Annotated in this window: 14 protein-coding genes; 6 read left to right on the forward strand and 8 right to left on the reverse strand. The window is 67.7% G+C overall.

Going from position 1 to position 17,563, the window contains the following annotated elements; translation table 11 throughout:
* Positions 1 to 6: 6 nt before the first annotated feature.
* From WKF39_RS08935 to WKF39_RS08945, 3 genes are all read left to right on the forward strand, one after another.
* On the forward strand, positions 7 to 753 hold the full coding sequence (locus WKF39_RS08935; RefSeq protein WP_340387495.1) for an enoyl-CoA hydratase-related protein: 747 nt from the start codon (positions 7 to 9) through the stop codon (positions 751 to 753).
* A gap of 112 nt (positions 754 to 865) precedes the next feature.
* Complete coding sequence (locus WKF39_RS08940) at positions 866 to 2,335, forward strand: ABC transporter substrate-binding protein/permease (protein WP_340387497.1); 1,470 nt, start codon at positions 866 to 868, stop codon at positions 2,333 to 2,335.
* Between the two features lie 26 nt (positions 2,336 to 2,361).
* Positions 2,362 to 3,132 (forward strand): amino acid ABC transporter ATP-binding protein, encoded by a 771-nt coding sequence (locus WKF39_RS08945; RefSeq protein ID WP_340387635.1) that lies wholly within the window; start codon positions 2,362 to 2,364, stop codon positions 3,130 to 3,132.
* Positions 3,133 to 3,140: 8 nt separating this feature from the next.
* On the opposite strand, the gene WKF39_RS08950 is transcribed toward WKF39_RS08945, so the two are convergent.
* Positions 3,141 to 4,619 carry a carboxypeptidase regulatory-like domain-containing protein gene (locus tag WKF39_RS08950; protein WP_340387499.1) on the reverse strand — a complete coding sequence of 493 codons (1,479 nt, stop codon included), beginning with the start codon at positions 4,617 to 4,619 and terminating at the stop codon, positions 3,141 to 3,143.
* Positions 4,620 to 4,844: 225 nt separating this feature from the next.
* On the opposite strand from WKF39_RS08950, the gene WKF39_RS08955 reads away from it, so the two are divergent.
* Positions 4,845 to 6,965: a UvrD-helicase domain-containing protein gene (locus WKF39_RS08955; RefSeq protein WP_340387501.1), complete on the forward strand. Its 2,121-nt coding sequence runs from the start codon at positions 4,845 to 4,847 to the stop codon at positions 6,963 to 6,965.
* The gene (locus WKF39_RS08960; protein WP_340387503.1) at positions 6,944 to 8,482 is read left to right on the forward strand and encodes a metallophosphoesterase; all 1,539 of its coding nucleotides are present in this window, start codon (positions 6,944 to 6,946) and stop codon (positions 8,480 to 8,482) included. The genes WKF39_RS08955 and WKF39_RS08960 overlap by 22 nt, the downstream gene beginning before the upstream one ends.
* On the opposite strand, the gene WKF39_RS08965 is transcribed toward WKF39_RS08960, so the two are convergent.
* The gene (locus WKF39_RS08965; protein WP_340387505.1) at positions 8,479 to 9,690 is read right to left on the reverse strand and encodes an ArgE/DapE family deacylase; all 1,212 of its coding nucleotides are present in this window, start codon (positions 9,688 to 9,690) and stop codon (positions 8,479 to 8,481) included. The genes WKF39_RS08960 and WKF39_RS08965 overlap by 4 nt on opposite strands.
* A gap of 229 nt (positions 9,691 to 9,919) precedes the next feature.
* On the opposite strand from WKF39_RS08965, the gene WKF39_RS08970 reads away from it, so the two are divergent.
* Entirely contained in the window at positions 9,920 to 11,785 is a 1,866-nt protein-coding gene (locus tag WKF39_RS08970) for an anthranilate synthase family protein (RefSeq protein ID WP_340387508.1), read from the forward strand.
* 94 nt (positions 11,786 to 11,879) lie between these two features.
* On the opposite strand, the gene WKF39_RS08975 is transcribed toward WKF39_RS08970, so the two are convergent.
* From WKF39_RS08975 to WKF39_RS09000, 6 genes are all read right to left on the reverse strand, one after another.
* Positions 11,880 to 12,494: a LysE family translocator gene (locus WKF39_RS08975; protein WP_340387510.1), complete on the reverse strand. Its 615-nt coding sequence runs from the start codon at positions 12,492 to 12,494 to the stop codon at positions 11,880 to 11,882.
* A gap of 1 nt (position 12,495) precedes the next feature.
* On the reverse strand, positions 12,496 to 12,699 hold the full coding sequence (locus WKF39_RS08980) for a DUF2945 domain-containing protein (RefSeq protein ID WP_340387512.1): 204 nt from the start codon (positions 12,697 to 12,699) through the stop codon (positions 12,496 to 12,498).
* Between the two features lie 131 nt (positions 12,700 to 12,830).
* Entirely contained in the window at positions 12,831 to 13,766 is a 936-nt protein-coding gene (locus tag WKF39_RS08985; protein ID WP_340387514.1) for a DMT family transporter, read from the reverse strand.
* A 126-nt stretch (positions 13,767 to 13,892) separates the two neighbouring features.
* Positions 13,893 to 15,377, reverse strand: coding sequence for a trypsin-like peptidase domain-containing protein (locus tag WKF39_RS08990; RefSeq protein WP_340387516.1), 1,485 nt, complete (start codon positions 15,375 to 15,377; stop codon positions 13,893 to 13,895).
* A gap of 71 nt (positions 15,378 to 15,448) precedes the next feature.
* Complete coding sequence (locus WKF39_RS08995) at positions 15,449 to 16,843, reverse strand: HAMP domain-containing sensor histidine kinase (protein ID WP_340387518.1); 1,395 nt, start codon at positions 16,841 to 16,843, stop codon at positions 15,449 to 15,451.
* Positions 16,840 to 17,532: a response regulator transcription factor gene (locus tag WKF39_RS09000; protein ID WP_340387519.1), complete on the reverse strand. Its 693-nt coding sequence runs from the start codon at positions 17,530 to 17,532 to the stop codon at positions 16,840 to 16,842. Before WKF39_RS09000 ends, WKF39_RS08995 begins: the two co-directional genes overlap by 4 nt.
* Positions 17,533 to 17,563: the final 31 nt, after the last annotated feature.

Consider the following 17,563-nt stretch of genomic DNA (forward strand, 5'->3'; position numbering starts at 1 on the left):
ACAGTCATGACTGAGCTGGTTCATCTCGAGATCACCGATCAGGTCGCCACGATCACGCTCGACAGTGAGCACAACCGCAACGCCCTGAGCAGGCAGCTGGTCACCGAGCTCGCAGCCCACCTGACGACGGCAGATGCCGATCCGGCCACCAAGGCGATCCTGATCCGCTCGGCGGGGCCGGTGTTCTGCTCCGGTGCCGATCTGACCGAGGCGGTCGGCGGCGGCATGGTCGAAGGAGCCAAGGCGATCGTCGCCCTGCAGCGCCAGATCGCCACGGCCACCAAGCCGGTCGTGGTCGGGCTGGGGGGCCCCGTGCGTGCGGGCGGCCTGGGCATCGTCGGCGCCGCCGACATCGTGATCGCCGCCGACTCGGTGACGTTCCAGCTGACCGAGGTACGCCTGGGGCTCGCGGCGGCCGTCATCTCGCTCAGCCTCATTCCACGCTTCACCGAGCGGGCGGCAGGCGACCTGTTCCTCACCGCGCGCACGTTCGACGCCGCAGAGGCTGCAGCGGCCGGCCTGGTGACCCGGGCCGTTCCGGCCGCCGACCTGGCCACCGAGGTCGCGAGCGTGCTCGCGGATCTCTCCAAGGCGTACCCGCAAGGATTGCGGGAGACCAAGAGGATCCTCAACCACGATCTGGTGGCCCGCATCGACGAGCGAGGTGCCGAGGTCGCGGCCAGATCAGCTGAGCTCTTCGGCAGCGATGAGGCCCGCGAGGCGATGACTGCATTCCTCAATCGGAAGAAATAGCAGGGACTCGTTCGTCGCCTGTCGGGCCGACCGCATGCTGGTACGACGGGTGCGACGGTGTGCGGGGCGACCCTCATCCCGTACGGTCAGGTCACTGACCGAAGGGGGAAGCATGCGGCATGCAGTGAAGCTCATCGTGCTCGTTCTGCTGGGGCTGATGCTGCTCCCGATGGGGTCCGCCCAGGCCGCCGACGACAGACCACTGGTCCGGGTCGGTACCGAGGGCGTCTATCCACCCTTCTCCTTCCACGACGAGGAGACCGACGATCTCACCGGCTATGACATCGAGGTCATCAAGGCCGTAGCCAAAAAGGCCGGCTGGCGACTCGAGTTCGTCGAGACGCAGTTCGACGCGATCTTCGCCGCGCTCGAGGCCAATCGCATCGATGTCATCGCCAACCAGGTGACGGTCAACCCCGAGCGCAAGGCGAGGTACGGCCTCGGCACGACCTACACCTACTCCCGCGGTGTCATCGTCGTGAAAAAGGGCACCAAGGGCATCACGAAGCTCGAGGACATCAAGGGCAAGAGCGCGGCCGAGTCAATCACCACCAGCTGGGCCGATGTCGCGCGCGAGGCCGGTGCCAAGATCGTGGCCGTCGAGGGCTTCTCGCAAGCTGCATCGCTGGTCGTCCAGGGCCGGGCCGACCTGCTGATCAATGACAACATCGCCGTTCTGGACTACCTCAACACGACCGGTTCGGACGACATCGAGATCGTCGGCAACGCCGGCGACGAGGTCAGCGAGCAGGTGCTGGCGTTCCGCGAGTCCGACAAGGTGCTGCTCGAGCAGTCCAATCAGGCGCTCGCGGCGCTCAAGGCCGACGGGACACTGGCCAAGATCTCGGAGAAGTACTTCAAGACCGACGTCTCGATCCCCAACGACGGCGAAGCCGACGTGTCTGGAGGCCGCGCGAAACGCAGCGATGTGGACATCCTCAAGGATGCCGCAGGACCCATGTTGAAGAAGCTCCTGATCGCGACGATCCCGATCACGATCGTCAGCTTCGCAATAGGTCTGGTGCTTGCCGTGGGAGCGGCACTGGCCCGGATCTCCGGAAACCGGACCCTGAGCGGCATCGCTCGGGCGTACATCTCGGTCATCCGAGGCACTCCGCTCCTGGTCCAGCTGTTCATCTTCTTCTACGGTCTCCCAGAGATCGGCATCAGGCTCTCACCGTGGGTCTCGGCGATCCTCGCGCTGAGCCTCAACGTCGGTGGTTATGCGGCCGAGGTCGTGCGGGCTGCCATCCTGTCGGTTCCCAAGGGCCAGTTCGAGGCCGCGTCGACGATCGGCATGGGCTATTGGAAGTCGTTCCGCAGGATCATCTTCCCCCAGGCGGCACGTATCGCGGTCCCGCCGTTGTCCAACACCGCGATCTCGTTGCTCAAGGACACATCGCTGCTGTCGGTGGTGCTGATCACCGAGCTGTTCCGCCAGGCGCAGTTCGCGGCATCCAACGCGCAGGTCTTCCTTCCCCTGTATGTGCTGGCAGCGTTCTACTACTGGGTCGTGTGCGTCGGCATGTCCGCGGTCCAGGGCAGACTCGAGACCCGACTGAACAGGTTCGTGGCGACATGACCGAGATCCAGCAGACCAGCAGTGCCATGGCCGACCTCCGGGTACGTGCGACCGGCATCCACAAGTCATTCGGCGACAATCACGTGCTGCGCGGCATCGACTTCGAGGCCGTGGCCGGCACCACGACGGCGCTCCTCGGCCCATCAGGTTCGGGCAAGACGACGATCCTGCGAGCCCTCAACGTGCTCGACCGGGCCGATGAGGGCACGATCCAGATCGACGATGTCGAGGTCGACTTCGGCTCCCTGCCGGCCAAGGGTCGGGTCGCGCGCGACCAGATCGCTCGGCTCCGGGCGCAGAGCGGCATGGTGTTCCAGTCGCACAACCTGTTTCCCCACAAGACCGTCCTCGAGAATGTCATCGAAGGTCCGGTCCAGGTGCAGGAGCGTCCGCGCGACGAGGCAGTCGCTGAGGCGCAGGCGCTGCTCGAGCAGGTCGGGCTGAGCGAGAAGGCTGATCAGCACCCGTTCCAGCTCTCCGGCGGCCAGCAACAGCGTGTCGGCATCGCCCGGGCGCTGGCCCTCAAGCCGCGGGTCGTGCTGTTCGACGAGCCGACCTCGGCACTTGATCCGGAGCTCGTCGGTGAGGTGCTCGCAGTCATCAAGGACCTGGTCACCGAGGGCTGGACCACGGTGCTGGTGACGCATGAGATCCGCTTCGCGGAGCAGGTCGCCGACCAGGTGCTGTTCCTCGATGGTGGTGTCGTGGTCGAGCGCGGCAGCAGCGCCCAGGTCATTGGTGACCCGCAGGAGGAGAGAACCCGCCAGTTCCTCAAGCGGATTCTCGACCCAGCCTGAAGCAGTCGTCAGCGGAGCTTGGCGGAGGACGCAGCAGCACGGGTGTGCTTGCTCCCGAGATAGGTGACGTCGACCTTCTTGGTGAGTGCTGGTGAACCCTTGGCGCTGCCGAACAGGGTGATCGTGGCCCGGCCCTCGTTGAGTGCGAGCTGGGTGCTGAACAGCTTGGTCGACACACGTACCGAGCCCTCGGCGGGAGTGCCGGTGGCGCGATCGGTGACGGCAATGTGGACGATCGCCTTCTTCTTGCGGAGGTCGACGTCGAGGTCGACCTCCGCGATCGCCACCAGGGTGACATCGGCCTTGCGCCGGGTCCTGCCGTCCTTGACCTTGAGGATGGTGGCCAGGGCTCTGGCCGATTCGCCGTGCCAGCTCGCGGCAAAATCTCCGTCGGACTGGTCCGAGACACCCAGGCGATAGTTGCCGGCGGGCAGCTCCTCGACGATGAACGAGCCACCCGTACCCGTGAGTGTCGTGCCGACGACCTCACCCCGCTCGTCGAGGACGTTGACGACCATGCCGCGCAGACCCCGACCTCGCGAGCTCTGCACCGTGCCACTGACGGCGCTGCGGTGGCGACGATGCTTGCCGCGGTTGCCCCGCCTGTCCGTGGTCTCGGCAAGCGGCCGGTCTCCGGTTGCCTGATCCGCCGGTGCCGGCACGAGCCCGATCGGCGGGCCGGGGCTCGGGGTTGTCGGCTTGCCGAAGACGGGCTCGGTCAGGTCGCCGACCGGGGCGGCGTCCTCCTCGGCGACCGGGGTGTCCTCGACCGGGGGAGCGGAGAGTCGCAGGGGTCGTACCGACGCGAAAACGGGCTCGGACACGGGCTCGGACACGAAAACAGGGACGGGCTCGGGCTCGGGGACTTCCTCCTCGATGTCCGCGACCTCGTCGGGCTCGTCGAGGGGCTCGTCCTCAGGTTCGGCCGCGTCATCCTCGGCCGCCGACTCGGGCTGCTTGTCGTTTTCGAGGGGCTCCGGGTCGGAGTCGTCGTCCATGTCGTCGTCGAGCTCATCGTCGTCAAACTCGTCGTCCTCGTCGAGATCCTGCACGATCGCGGCGGCGGTGTGGACAGACTCGGGCATGTTCACCGGCTGGGCCGGCGCCACGTCGTCCGGCTCGTCGGGCCTGCCGGGGCGGGAGATGACCGGCATCTCGGCGACCGGTTGGGGGCGCCGCGGCTCGGACCTGAATCCGATGCCGTGCGACGGGGTGATGACTCGCGTCGGACCGAACTCGTGCGGCGGCTCGACGTGGGCGGCAACCACTCGCTCGGGGACGGCGGGCGAGTGGATCATGACCGGTGCCAGCTGTGCGGGCGATTCGACAAACGTCGGCGGAGGCGGAGGGGTGGGTGTCGGGCCACTCAGCGCGGGCTGCTCGACCTCGGCGAGGAGCTTGCGCATCGAGTCGGCGGCCCGGGACACAGCTCTTGCTGCCGCTGCGGCAGCCATCATCCGTGCCGTCACACGCCAACCGCCAGCCATCGTGTTTCCTCACCAAGAGTTGTCTGGGCCCCAGTATGGCCCGTCAACCCGGATCCTGGGGGCAGGACCGCCGTGTCGCCTGGCCGCCCGGATCCGGGCTGTCCTCAGCGGACCCCTCGGTGGAGACAGCCAGCTCCCGCGGTGTCCGCAGAACGGTCGGCTGCCTGCGGAATATCTCGACCACGCAATAGACTTGTGAGTTCTCTAGGGGCGATGAGGAGTCGGGTGAGCGCGAACAACGCGGAGCAGCGCGAGATCGATGCTGAGCAGGCGTATGTCGACGCCGTCTACGAACGACTCGATGCGTCCGCCAAGGTGGCCCAGTCCCTCGTCGTCGAAGGGATGGCGCGAGGCCATGTCGGCAACGAGGGTGGCCTCGTCGAGCGCGATGCGATGGTCTATCAGGCATCTCGGCGACTCTCCGCCCTCAACGCTGCCCATGACGGACTGGTGTTCGGCCGACTCAACCTGCTCGATGGCGAGTCTCGATACATCGGTCGCATCGGCGTACGCGACGCAGATCGCGAGATCATGCTGGTCGACTGGCGTGCCCCTGCCGCGGCGATCTTCTACCAGGCCACGGCGCAGGAGCCAGCGGGAGTCATCCGGCGCCGGGTCCTGCGCTGCGCCAACGACAAGGTCATCGGCATCGAGGACGACCTGCTCGACGGAGACAACGCGGCCGACGACCTCGTGGTCGTCGGCGAAGGCGCCCTGCTCGCCAGCTTGACCCGGGCGCGCGACAGCTCGATGCACTCGGTCGTCGCGACGATCCAAAAGGAGCAGGACCAGGCGATCCGCGCTCCGAGTCGAGGCGCAACGACGATCGGAGGAGGTCCCGGCACGGGCAAGACCGTGGTCGCGCTGCACCGCGCGGCCTACCTGCTCTACACCGATCGGCGCAGGTTCGAGTCCGGCGGCGTGCTGGTCGTCGGCCCCTCGACGGTCTTCATGAACTACATCGAGCGGGTTCTTCCGAGCCTCGGCGAGACGAGCGAGACGAGCGTGACGCTGCGATCGCTCGGCGAGGTCGTGGACGGTCTGCGCGCCGCCCGCCACGACGAGCCGGTCGCCGCAGCCGCCAAGGGGTCCTCGCGGATGACCGCCTTTCTCGCCCGGGCCGCATCCGAACCGTTGCCCGGAGCGCCGACGGAGTTCCGATACTTCTACAAGGACGATGTCCTGCGCCTCGACCAACACCAGCTCGACCGCATCCGCCGCCACCTGCTGTCTGGGGCGAAGCGCAACCGCGCTTACCTCAAGGCCCCAGCGGCACTGGTCGACGCGCTGTGGCGTCAGGTCGCCGGTGAGCGGGCTCTCGAAAAGGGCGAGGAGGAGTTCGTCTCGACCATCACCACGGATGACCGCTTCGTCGACTTCGTCGAGGACTGGTGGCCACCGGTCGAGCCGATCGACGTGTGGCGCACCCTGCCCGAGGTCCTCGACCGGCTTTCGCGCGGTGCGTTCGACACCGAGGAGGCGAGGGCGCTCATGGCCTCCTGGACGATCGGTGAGCCCAGCATCCAGGACGTGCCGCTGATCGACGAGCTGCGCTATGTCATCGGTGACATCCCCGCGAGCGGCACTGATGACGACGATGCGCCCAAGCAGCTCATGAGCTTTGAGCGTCGTGAGCGCGAGGAGCGGGTCGACCGCTTCCGCTCGACGCAGAGCATCGAGGACGATGGTTTCGCTCACGTGCTGGTCGACGAGGCGCAGGACCTGTCGCCGATGCAGTGGCGCATGCTGGGACGCCGGGGCCGCTATGCCAGCTGGACGATCGTCGGAGACGAGGCCCAGTCGTCATGGCCATTCCCGCGTGAGTCGGCCGCGGCGCGCCGCGCGGCGCTCGAGGGCAAGCCCGAGCACGCGTTCCGGCTCTCCACCAACTACCGCAACTCGGCAGAGATCTATGACCTCGCCGCCAAGGTGGCGGCAGTTGCCGTCCCGGATCCGGACCTGCCCGACGCGGTCCGTCGCACAGGAGAGCTGCCGGTGCATCTCACGGTCGGTCCCAGCGAGCTGGTGGACGCGGTCCGACGCGGCGTCGAGGATGTCCTCGACCGGGTCGAGGGTACTGTCGCGATCGTCGCGCCGGCCGCGCAGGTGACCGGGCTCCGCGCGGATCTCGCGGAGCTGCTCGAGCGTCACACCGATCGGCTCCGGCTGATGGACGGACTCGACACCAAGGGCCTGGAGTTCGATGGCGTCGTCGTCGTCGAGCCGGATCAGATCACCGAGGAGTCCCGCGCCGGATGGCGCACCCTGTATGTCGTGCTGACCCGTGCCACCCAGCTTTTGACGACGGTGGGCACGACCAACACGTGGTTGAACCGCCTGGCATGAGCCGGCTCCTCAAGCTCCTGCTGCTCGTCCTCCTCGCGGTGGGCGTCGCGTTGCCCACCGCCTATTCGACGTTCATCCACAGCGAGCGCGACATCGTCATCGGGGCGCACGAGGCGAAGGTGCAGCCGAACTTCAGCGGGTATGCCCGCATCGACTCCGGCACCTTGATCCCGCGGATCCGCCTCCCCGCAGAAGCGCCGCTCCGCCTCGGCATCGACATCCGGCTCGGCGACAGCGAGGTCTCCAACCTCGAGCAGCTGGTGGTGCGTGATGCCGTCATCGCATCGCAGCCGCAAGGCGAGATCGCGGCCATCCGATCGACAGTCACATCGATGCTGGCAGACGCCGCGATGCGTGGGGTCGGCGCGGCTGCACTGGCGGTGCTGTTCGCCGTGCTCGCCTGGCGGGCGATCGGCCAGCAGCGGCGGCGCACGATCTGGGCATCGACCCGCAGGCCGAGACTCGGGCAGGTCCTCGGCGCGGCAGCGGTGGGAATCATCACGATTGGCGCGCTGGTCCTCGTCGCGGCCCCGGAGCGTCCGCGGGCGGACGATGCGGCCTGGGTGCCGATCGACTCGGTGTTCCCCGAGCTGCCGACCGACGCGGTGCTCGACAAGGTGGAGATCGCCGAGGGCGCCTCGACCAGCGGGAGCAGGGCGCTCGTCCAGGGGGCGCTGGAGACGTACCGGACCTCTGTCGCGTTCTACGGCAAGCTCGCGAAGAGCGCGGCCACCGCAGAGGTGCGCGCACCGCTCGCCGCCGAGACGACAGCACTGGTCGTGACCGACCGCCACGACAACATCGGCATGGACCCGGTCGCCCGGGCGATAGCCGATCGGGCGGGGGCCAGCCTCCTGATCGACCTGGGTGACGACACGTCGAACGGAGCAAGCTGGGAGGCGTTCAGCCTCAACTCGCTGGCGCGGGAGTTCCGCGACTTCGAGATCGTGTCGGTGGCCGGCAACCACGACACCGGCGGAACCGTCAGCAAGCAGATGGAGGACAAGGGTTTCACGGTGCTCGATGGCGAGCCGGTGATGGTTGACGGGATCCGCTTCCTCGGCAACAGCGATCCACGGAGCTCGGGTCTGACGGCTGGTTACAACGGCAACGAGTCCGACAACATCGCCGCGATCCGCGCCCAGGACACCGAGCTCACCGAGCTCGCGTGCGAGGACGGTGAGATCAGCGTCATCGCGGTCCACTCGCCCTCATCGGCCAAGCGGGCCGCCGCCTCAGGATGCGCCGACCTGGTCCTCTCGGGCCACCTGCACAGGCAGGTCGGCCCGACCGTGGTGACCGGCAGCAACGGCCGGTCGACCACGACGCTCTCGACCGGGTCGACCGGCGGCGCCGTCTATGCCGTCGCTCTGGGAAGCAAGCTGCGGGGGGAGCCCAAGGTCACGATCGTGACCTTCGCCGAGGGGAGGCCGGTCGGTCTGCAGCCGGTCAGCTTCGAGCCCGGTGGGATCATCCGCGTGGCCGACTACACGCCGATCACCACGACCCCCCGCTAGCGGCACCGGGCGAGGATCAGCTCGGCGTACGCCTTGGCGCAGGCCACGACGTCCTCGATCGGCACCTGTTCATCAGTGGCGTGTGCGTTGGCGATGTCGCCGGGACCGAACTGCACCGTCGGGATGCCGAGCGCGGCATACTGCCGCAGGTCCGAGCCGTAGGGCGCGCCCGTCAACAGTGGCCGGGGCTGTCCGGCGGCGATGACTGCCTCGGCGACCTGGTCCCCGAACGGATCGCCCTCAGGCAGTCGTCCAGCGGCGAAGTGGCCGCCGGGCCACGTCACGTTCGGCGGGTTCTCGGCGAGCCAGGGGTCCTTGGCCGCGGCCTCAGCGAGGGCACCCTCGAAGGCCGCCTTGGCATCTGCGAACGACTCACCTGGTATGACCCCGTAGCGGCCCTCGGCGACCAACAGGTCCGGCACGGTGCTGGCCCAGTCCCCGGCGTGCACGACGCCGACGCTGATGGGCCAGGGCAGGTCTCCGAAGGGGTGCGGGGGAGCCTCGTTGCGCACGCGTTCGAGCTCCGCAAGGGCGCGATGCAGCCGCTCGAACGCGCTGATGGCACTGTGACCGCTGGTCCGCATCGACCCGTGTGTGGCCCGCCCGAGGACCTCGATGCGAAATGTCAGGGAGCCGGCATTTGCGGCGACGATCTCCCCATTGGTCGGCTCGGCAATGACGCAGGCCTCTCCGGTGTGGCCGCGGAGCAGGGTGGCAAAGGTGCCGAGCCCCCCGTCCTCCTCGCCGATGACGGTGTGGACCGCGAACGGCCTGCGCAGCTGGACGTTGCTGACCGCGCGCGCGGCCGCGATGATCGCCACGACCCCGCCCTTCATGTCGCAGACGCCGCGGCCGAACCACGTGTCGTCCGCCTCGCGGACATGCCACGGATCGGCGTCGGGCCAGGACTCCGAGTCGCCGGGAGGCACGACGTCGACGTGACCGTTGAGGATCAGCGCCGGGGTGCCGGGGGCAGAGACTCCGACGCACCCCCAGGCCTCGTCTCGCTCGACCTCCTCCCCCGGATAGCCCTCGGCCGACCGCAGCTCGTCCAGATCCAGACGCCACTGATCGACTTCCAGGCCGAGGCCGGTCAGTGTCGCGGCGCACCAGCGCTGGACCGCGATCTCGGCATCGGAGCCACCGATGCTCGGGAGGTTGACGATCTGCGTCAGATCGCGCCGGATCAGGTCGACGTCGATGTCCATGTCGCCAGCATGGCAGCAGGCTCCTGACGTGCTGCTGTGCCGCTCCTGGGCGCTGGCTCGAGTCCCGTCTGCGCTGCGCTAGGCTCCTGCCATGACAGGACAGCAGCTCGTCGCCGCCTGGTGGCCCCACCCCTGACGTGGTGGACTGTTCGAACCTTGCCCAGACCGCTTCACGGCCGGATCTGGGCTCTTGTCTTGTATGCCGGTCGAGACTTCTCGAAGGATCCTCATGACCCAGCTCGACGAACTGCTCGCTCAACCGGCCTTCGCGCTGATCCGCGTGCGCGACTCGGACACCGTGACGCTGCTCGGCGGCCCGCGCGTGGATCTCGACGCGCTGTCGGACATACCGCTGGTGCCGGGGAGCGATCGGGCGTGGAACCACCTGGTGCTCGTGCCGTATGCGCAGGTGCGCGAACGCGGCTTCGAGGCACACCAGGACGGCACGCCGCTGTCCGCGATCGAGGCGGCGTATGGCGCCGAGGTGCCGATCGACGACCTGCTCGGCCTGCTGCCGGATGCGCCGATCGAGTTCGCCGATCGTGGCGGGTTCGAGACGTCCGACGACGACTATGCCGCGGTCGTGCGGGAGATCATCGATGAGGAGATCGGTCAGGGCGAGGGTGCCAATCTGGTGATCGGCCGGCACTATCGCGCGCAGGTCGCCGACTGGGGCCATGACCGGGCGCTCACGGTGTTTCGTCGCCTGCTCGAGCGGGAGCGGGGCGCGTTCTGGACGTTCTGCGTCTTCACCGGCGATCGTTATCTCATTGGCGCGAGCCCCGAGCGGCACGTCAGCGTCGAGGACGGCCAGGTGCGGATGAACCCCATCAGCGGCACGTTCCGTATGCGGGGCCTGGAGACACATGCTGATCGCAAGCGCGAGCTCCTGCGGTTCCTCAAGGACGAGAAGGAGATCTACGAGCTCTTCATGGTCGTCGACGAGGAGCTCAAGATGATGTGCGACATCTGCCACGAGGGCGGACTCGTGCTCGGGCCTTATCTCAAGCCGATGACGCACCTCGTGCACACCGAGTACCTGCTAGCGGGCCGCACCAACCGCGATGTGCGCGAGGTACTGCGGGACTCGATGTTCGCGGCCACCGTCACCGGCAGCCCGGTCGAGAACGCGTGCCGGCTGATCAAGAAGTACGAGCCGGAGGGCCGCGGCTACTACGCTGCGGTCGCGGCCCTGATCGGTCGCGACGACGACGGTTCACCGCTCGCGGACGCTCCGATCCTGATCCGTACGGCCGATGTCGACCTCGAGGGCAATCTCAAGGTGACCGCCGGGGCGACCCTTGTCCGCGACTCCGACGCGATGTACGAGACCCATGAGACGTGGGCCAAGGCTTCCGGCATCCTCAGTGCGTTCGGGCTCGTGGAGCCTGCGCCCGATCCAGTCGAGGGATTTGACGCCTTCACCCGTGAGGACGAGGTGCTGATCGCGCTCGGGTCGCGCAACCAGCGGCTCAGCCAGTTCTGGCTGACTGATCAGTCAGGTGCCGCTCCGGTGCCCTCGCTGGTCGGCAAACGGGTGGTGATCGTCGATGGCGAGGATGACTTCGTCAACATGCTCTCGCACGTCTTCGGGGTGCTCGGCATGTCGACCGACATCGCGCGGCACGACGCCTACGCCGATGGCGACCTCGATGGTTTCGACCTCGTCGTCGTGGGGCCCGGGCCCGGTGATCCGCGGGATCTGGCCGACCCCAAGATGGCACTACTTCACGGCGTCGTCACCTCTCTCCTGTCCACAGAACGACCATTTCTGGCTGTGTGTCTTGGTCATCAGGTGCTGAGCCATCAGATCGGTCTCGACCTGGCGTTCAAGGACATCGTCTTCCAGGGGACGCAGAGCCGGCTCCCGGTGTTCGATCGGCAGGAGACCGTCGGGTTCTACAACACCTTCGTCGCGCGAGTGCCGGCCGGCGGCTTGCCGGATGGGGTCACGGTCGAGACCGATCCGGCGACCGGCGACATCCACCTGGTGGCCGGACCTCACTACCGGGGTGTGCAGTTCCACGCCGAGTCGATCCTGACGCAGAACGGTTTCGGCATACTCCGCGATCTCGTCACGGACCTGGTCGGCTAACCCCTGCCCCCGCCTGCCCCCGCTGGGAGTGACGCTTTTGAGGCTCGCGCCGGCGTGTCACATCAAAAGCGTCACGCTCAGCGGAGACGGGAGCTCAGATCTTGGTGGTGGCGAGGGTCGCGCCGAGGCCGGTCAGGACGCCGCCGGTGGCCCTGTCCCAGCGTTGGCGCACCTTGGGGCGGGCGAACCAGGACGCCAGGCTCGCGCCGATGGCGACGAGCACGGCCCACAGAATCAATCCGGCCAACACGTCGACCGCACCCAGTGCGAGGACCTGCGCACCCGTCGGCACGCCCGGCACGACGAACTGTGGCAGCACGGCGGCGAAGAACAGGATTGCCTTGGGGTTGAGCAGATTCGTGAACAGCGCCTGCGTGAATGCCGTGCCAGTCGACAACTCCTCGCCGTGGTCGGACGCATCTGACCTGCGGAAGCTCGACCGGATCAGCCCGACGCCGAGCCAGATGAGGTACGCAGCGCCGGCCCATCGGATCGCACTGAGCGCACTGGGAGACTGCGCGAGCAATACTGACAGGCCGGCCGTCGCGACGAGCATGTGGACGCAGAGTCCGGCCTGCGCGCCGAGCGCCGCGGCCGCCCCGGTGCGCCAACCACGGCTCGCCGACCGCAGGATCACTGCGAAGTCCGGGCCCGGGATCGCATACGCGACCGCGACGACGCCGAGGAATGCCCACCAGTGAATGCCCATGTCAGCCCTTCAGGATCCGGAGCGCCGAGGCTGCGTGAGCGGCGCGCGCTCCCGTCTTGTCGCTTTCGACTATAAACTTCGGCTCGTTGTCGGATGCCGTGAACTTCTGCCCGGCGAGCTGGAAGTCCTGGGTCTTCTTCTCGACGATCCTGCCGTGCGTACGTCCCTGGGGCGTCTCCCAGCTGACCTTGTCCCCGATCTTCACCTGTCCAGTCTCATCCAGGTTGCCTGAGCCCGCGACCGATAGCGCCTGTCCCCGCTGGGAGTGACGCTTTTGAGGCAAGGCCCGGCGTGTCACATCAAAAGCGTCACGCTCAGCGGGGTCGGGGCGGGAGGTCAGCGAGAGGGGGCGGGGGACTCGTCGACCGGGGCGGGGGTCGTGTCGGGCCGGGGCGCCGACCGCAGGCGGGTGATGGCGACGCCGAGGAGACACAGGCCGCCGCCCACGAATGCGAGCGCCGCGGGCACCTCATCGAGGACGACCCACGAGATCAGCGTCGTGACCGCAGGGACGAGGTATGTCGTCGAGGCGGCCTTGCCGGTCGAGATGCGCTTGAGCGCATAGGCCCACGTGCTGAACCCGATCGCGGTCGGGAAGACACCGAGATAGCCGAGCCACAGCAGATCGTGCATCGAGGCGTTGCCGACATCGTCGATCAGGGCGGGCGCGAACGGCAGGCAGACCACGACGCCGACGAGGCAGCCGAGCCACACTGAGGTGATGGGTCGCATGTGCTTGAGGGCGGGCTTTTGGGCGAGAGCGCCGAACGCATAGAAGGCCGCAGCGGCGACACACAGGATGACGCCGGTGGTGCTCGCGGTGTCGACCGCGGAGGAGTCGCTGTTGGTGCTGACCGCGATCAGGACGACGCCGGAGAATGCGATCCCCATGCCGATCATGAGCGGCTTGGGGAAACCCTCCTTGTAGATGACCCCGGCGATGACCGCCGCGAAGATCGGCCCGACATTGACGATCAGCGCGGTGGTGCCGGCATCGAGATCGCGCTCGGCAGCGTTGAGGGCGATGTTGTAGGCGCCGAACCACACGACCCCGTAGAGCACGACCAGCAGGAGTGGCCGGCCGGTCGGCAACCGGGTGCTGAAGGGGCGAGCAACGATCGTGAGCGCGATCGCCCCGACTGCGAGCCTGCCCAGGGTGAGCGATCCCGGGGAGAAGGTGTCGCCGACGGCGCGGATCCCGACGAACGCCGAGGCCCAGAGGAAGACCGTGACGAGCATCGCCGGCAGTGACAGGTCGCGATCAGTCTTCACTCCCTCACGGTAGTGCGGGCGGCGGACAGTTCACGAGCGAAAATCGGCCATCCTCACACGTGATCCGGCCGAACCCGGCAGGTGCCAACCCGTATGCGGGTGCGAGCGGGATGGCGCCGGCCGGACTCAGTTGTCGTCGCCTCCGCCGTCGGAGTCGAGCGTCACCTCGACGTCGGACTTCTTGCCGTCGCGGGTGTAGCTCACCGTGATCTTCTCGCGGGGCTCGAAGCCGCGAATCGCGGAGACAAGTGCCTCCGAGCTGGGCACCAGGTCGCCGTTGACCGCGGTGATGATGTCGCCCTTCTTGAGGCCGGCCTCGTCACCGGCACCGTCGCCGGCGACCTCGTCGATCAACGCCCCGACGCCCGTGATGCCATCGTCGGAGGTGGCGGGCTTGACCGTGACACCGATCTGGGCATGCTCGACGGTCTCGCCCTTGACGAGCTGCTTGGAGACATTCTTGGCCAGGTCGACGGGGATCGCGAAGCCGAGGCCGATCGATCCGCCCTCACTTGCCCCGGAGCCCTGCCTGATCGCCGAGTTGATGCCGATGACGTTGCCCTCGATGTCGACCAGCGGACCGCCGGAGTTGCCCGGGTTGATCGCCGCGTCGGTCTGGATCGCGGGGAAGGTGTTGGACTTGGTCGGGTCGGAGCTGCCGTCAGATGAGGTCACGGGACGGTTGAGCGCCGAGATGATGCCCTGGGTCACGGTGCTCTCGAGACCGAACGGCGAGCCGATCGCGACGACTTCCTGGCCGACCTCGAGGTCGGAGGAGGTGCCCAGCACGGCAGGGGTCAGGCCGCTCTTGCCCTCGGCCTTGATGACCGCGAGGTCGGTCTTGGGATCGGCTCCGACGACCTCGGCCCGCGCGTTGGAACCGTCGTTGAAGGCCACCGTGATGATGCCCTTGTCACCCGCAGCGGCAGTCACGTGGTTGTTTGTGAGGATCTCGCCGTCGCTGCTGATGATGATGCCGGTGCCCGAGCCGGACTCCTCATCACCCTTGACATTGATCTGCACGACCGACGGGAGCACCTTCTTGGCGACCTGCTCCACGGCGCCGGCGGGGACGTTGGTGTTGGTCGACTTGCCGGTGTCGAGCGAGCTGACCGTGCTGCCGTCGCTGCTGTCGTCGTCCTGCACCTGGTCATAGGCGTATGCGCCACCGAATCCTGCGCCGGCGGCGAGGATGAGCAGCGCCAGCGCGCTGGCGACGACTCGAGCGCCCCGACGCTTCTTCTTGACCGGAGGCTCGCCTCCGGCGCCCGCCTCGGCGGGGAAGGCGATGGTCGGCTCGTGGTCGCGGAAGGGCGGGGCCGAGTCGGTCCGCGTGTCTGCGGCCGGCGAATCAGTGGCGGGATAGCGGTGTGTGTAGGTGTCGGCGGCGGGGGCGACCGGGACTGTGGGTTCGGAGTCCGATCCCGCCCCGGGCTCGACCCGAGCGTCCGGCTGCGCTGCCGGCGCCTCGACCGTAGGGCGCTCAGGTGCCGACTCGGGCGGGGTCACGGCCGAGGGCTCGGTGGAGGCAGGTGCCGGCTCTCCATCGCCGTCGCGCTCCGTCGGGGGGACGTAGGGGCGGCTCGCAAACGGGTCGTTCGTATCGGTCATGGAAGTAGATTCTCGCTCATCACTGAGACTGATGTGAGAGTGGCGTGTGAGCGATCAAAGAAACCCGCAGGTCAGGGCTGGCGCGAATCAGGCAGCGTGACGGTGAATGTCGTGCCTTCGCCGGGCCTGGAATCGACGTCGACCGTCCCCCCGTGCCGGTCCGCTGCCCGTTTGACGATCGACAGACCCAGGCCGGAGCCGGGCAGGGTTCGTGCCTCGCTGGCGCGGTAGAACCGGTCGAAGATGTGCGGCAGATCGGTCGGCTCGATCCCGGGCCCTTCGTCCCTGACGGTGAGCGAACCGTCCCTGAGACGTATGTGCACCGTCCCGTCCGTGGGGCTCCACTTCGTCGCGTTGTCGAGCAGATTGGTGACGGCCCGCTCGAGCAGCTGCGGCTCACCGAACACCATCCAGGGCTCCAGGTCGACGTCGAGCTGGATGCTTTGCGCCCGCAGGCGTACGCGGTGGACGGCCTGGTTGACGACCTCGGCGAAGTCGAGGGGCTCAGGGTCGCGGCGCATCGGCTCGTCGCGGGCCAGCTCCACGAGGTCACCGACGAGGGTCGTGAGCTCCTCCAGCTGTGACCGGACGTCGCCCATGATCTCGTGTCGTTGGTCGTCCGACAGCGACCGCTCGGTGTTGTCGGCGGCCTGGCCGATGAGCTCGATGTTGGTCCTGAGGCTGGTCAGGGGTGTGCGGAGCTCGTGGCCGGCATCGGCAACGAGTTGTCGCTGCCTCTCCTGCGATGCGTCGAGCGCCTGCAGCATCGCATTGAAGGAGGTCGTGAGTCGGGCGAGCTCGTCGTGCCCGGAGACCTCGATGGGGGTCAGGTCGGAGGTACGCGCGACGTGCTCGGTCGCTGCGGTGAGTCGTCGCACGGGGCGCAAGCCGTTGGCCGCGACGGCCCACCCAGCTACGCCGGCGAGCGCGACACCGGCGGTGCTGGTCAGGAGCAGGATGATGCGCAGCCGGTTGAGGGCGTGATCGACCGACTCCATCGACTGCGTCATGACGAGAGCCGTGCCGCTCCCGGCCTGCACCGCGACGACGCGATAGGGCGTCCCCTGGACCCGGACGGTCCGCAACGACTGGCTGGCCTGACCGATCGACACCTCGATCTCGTGGTAACCCTTGAACGCACCGGCCTGGGCATCGATCGTGTTGTCGCCGAACAGCGTCCCGCCCTTCACGACAAAGATCTGGACGTCCGCGATCTGCTGCAGGCGCGGGTTGAGCTGCTGGAAGATCGTCGCCTCGGCGAGGTCAGCATCGACAGCCGCCTCTGCGCGGCGAAGCATTGACTCATCGAGCGAGCTCTCGAACTCGGCCTGGACGATGACAAAGACGATGGCGCTCACGCCGCTGAGCGTCAGGGCCACTGCGAACGTCGTGAGCACCGCGACCCGCAGGGCCAGCGTCATCCGGTGGGTGAAGAACTGCAGGAGCCGGTGCAGGCCTGCGATCACGGAGGCGTCTCGCGCAGGACATAGCCGACTCCGCGCACCGTGTGGAGCAAACGGGACTCACCCTCGGCCTCGAGCTTGCGGCGGACATAGCCGACATAGACCTCGAGGGAGTTGGCGGTGGTGGGGAAGTCGAAGCCCCAGACCTCCTCGAGGATGAAGGACCGCTCGAGCACTCGCTTGGGACGTTGCAGGAACAGCTCGAGCAGCGCGAACTCCGTACGTGTGAGGGACAGTGCGCGATTGCCGCGCTTGACGTCCCGGGTGACGGGGTCGAGCGATAGATCCGCGAAGGTCAGAGGAGCCTCGTCCGGCTCGACGGCCGCGGCCCGACTCGAGCGCCGCAGCAGCGAACGTACGCGGGCGAGGAGCTCCTCCAGGGCGAATGGCTTGGTTAGGTAGTCATCTGCGCCGGCGTCGAGACCGTCGACCCGGTCCGAGACGGCATCACGAGCGGTCAGGACGAGGATCGGCACGTCATTGCCGGCCCCACGCAACGCTCGGGTCGCCTCGAGGCCGTCGAGCCGCGGCATCATGACATCCATGATGATCGCGTCGGGATTGATCTGGGGGACGCGGGCCAAGGCCTCGGCGCCGTCGGAGGCGAGCTCGACGGTGTAGCCGTTGAACTCGAGGGACCGTCGCAAGGAGTCACGCACAGCACGGTCATCGTCGACGACAAGGATGCGCATGGAACCAGTCTGCCCCGAATCCCTGAGACTT

The sequence above is a fragment of the Aeromicrobium sp. genome (genome assembly GCF_037719875.1).
GTDB lineage: Bacteria > Actinomycetota > Actinomycetes > Propionibacteriales > Nocardioidaceae > Aeromicrobium.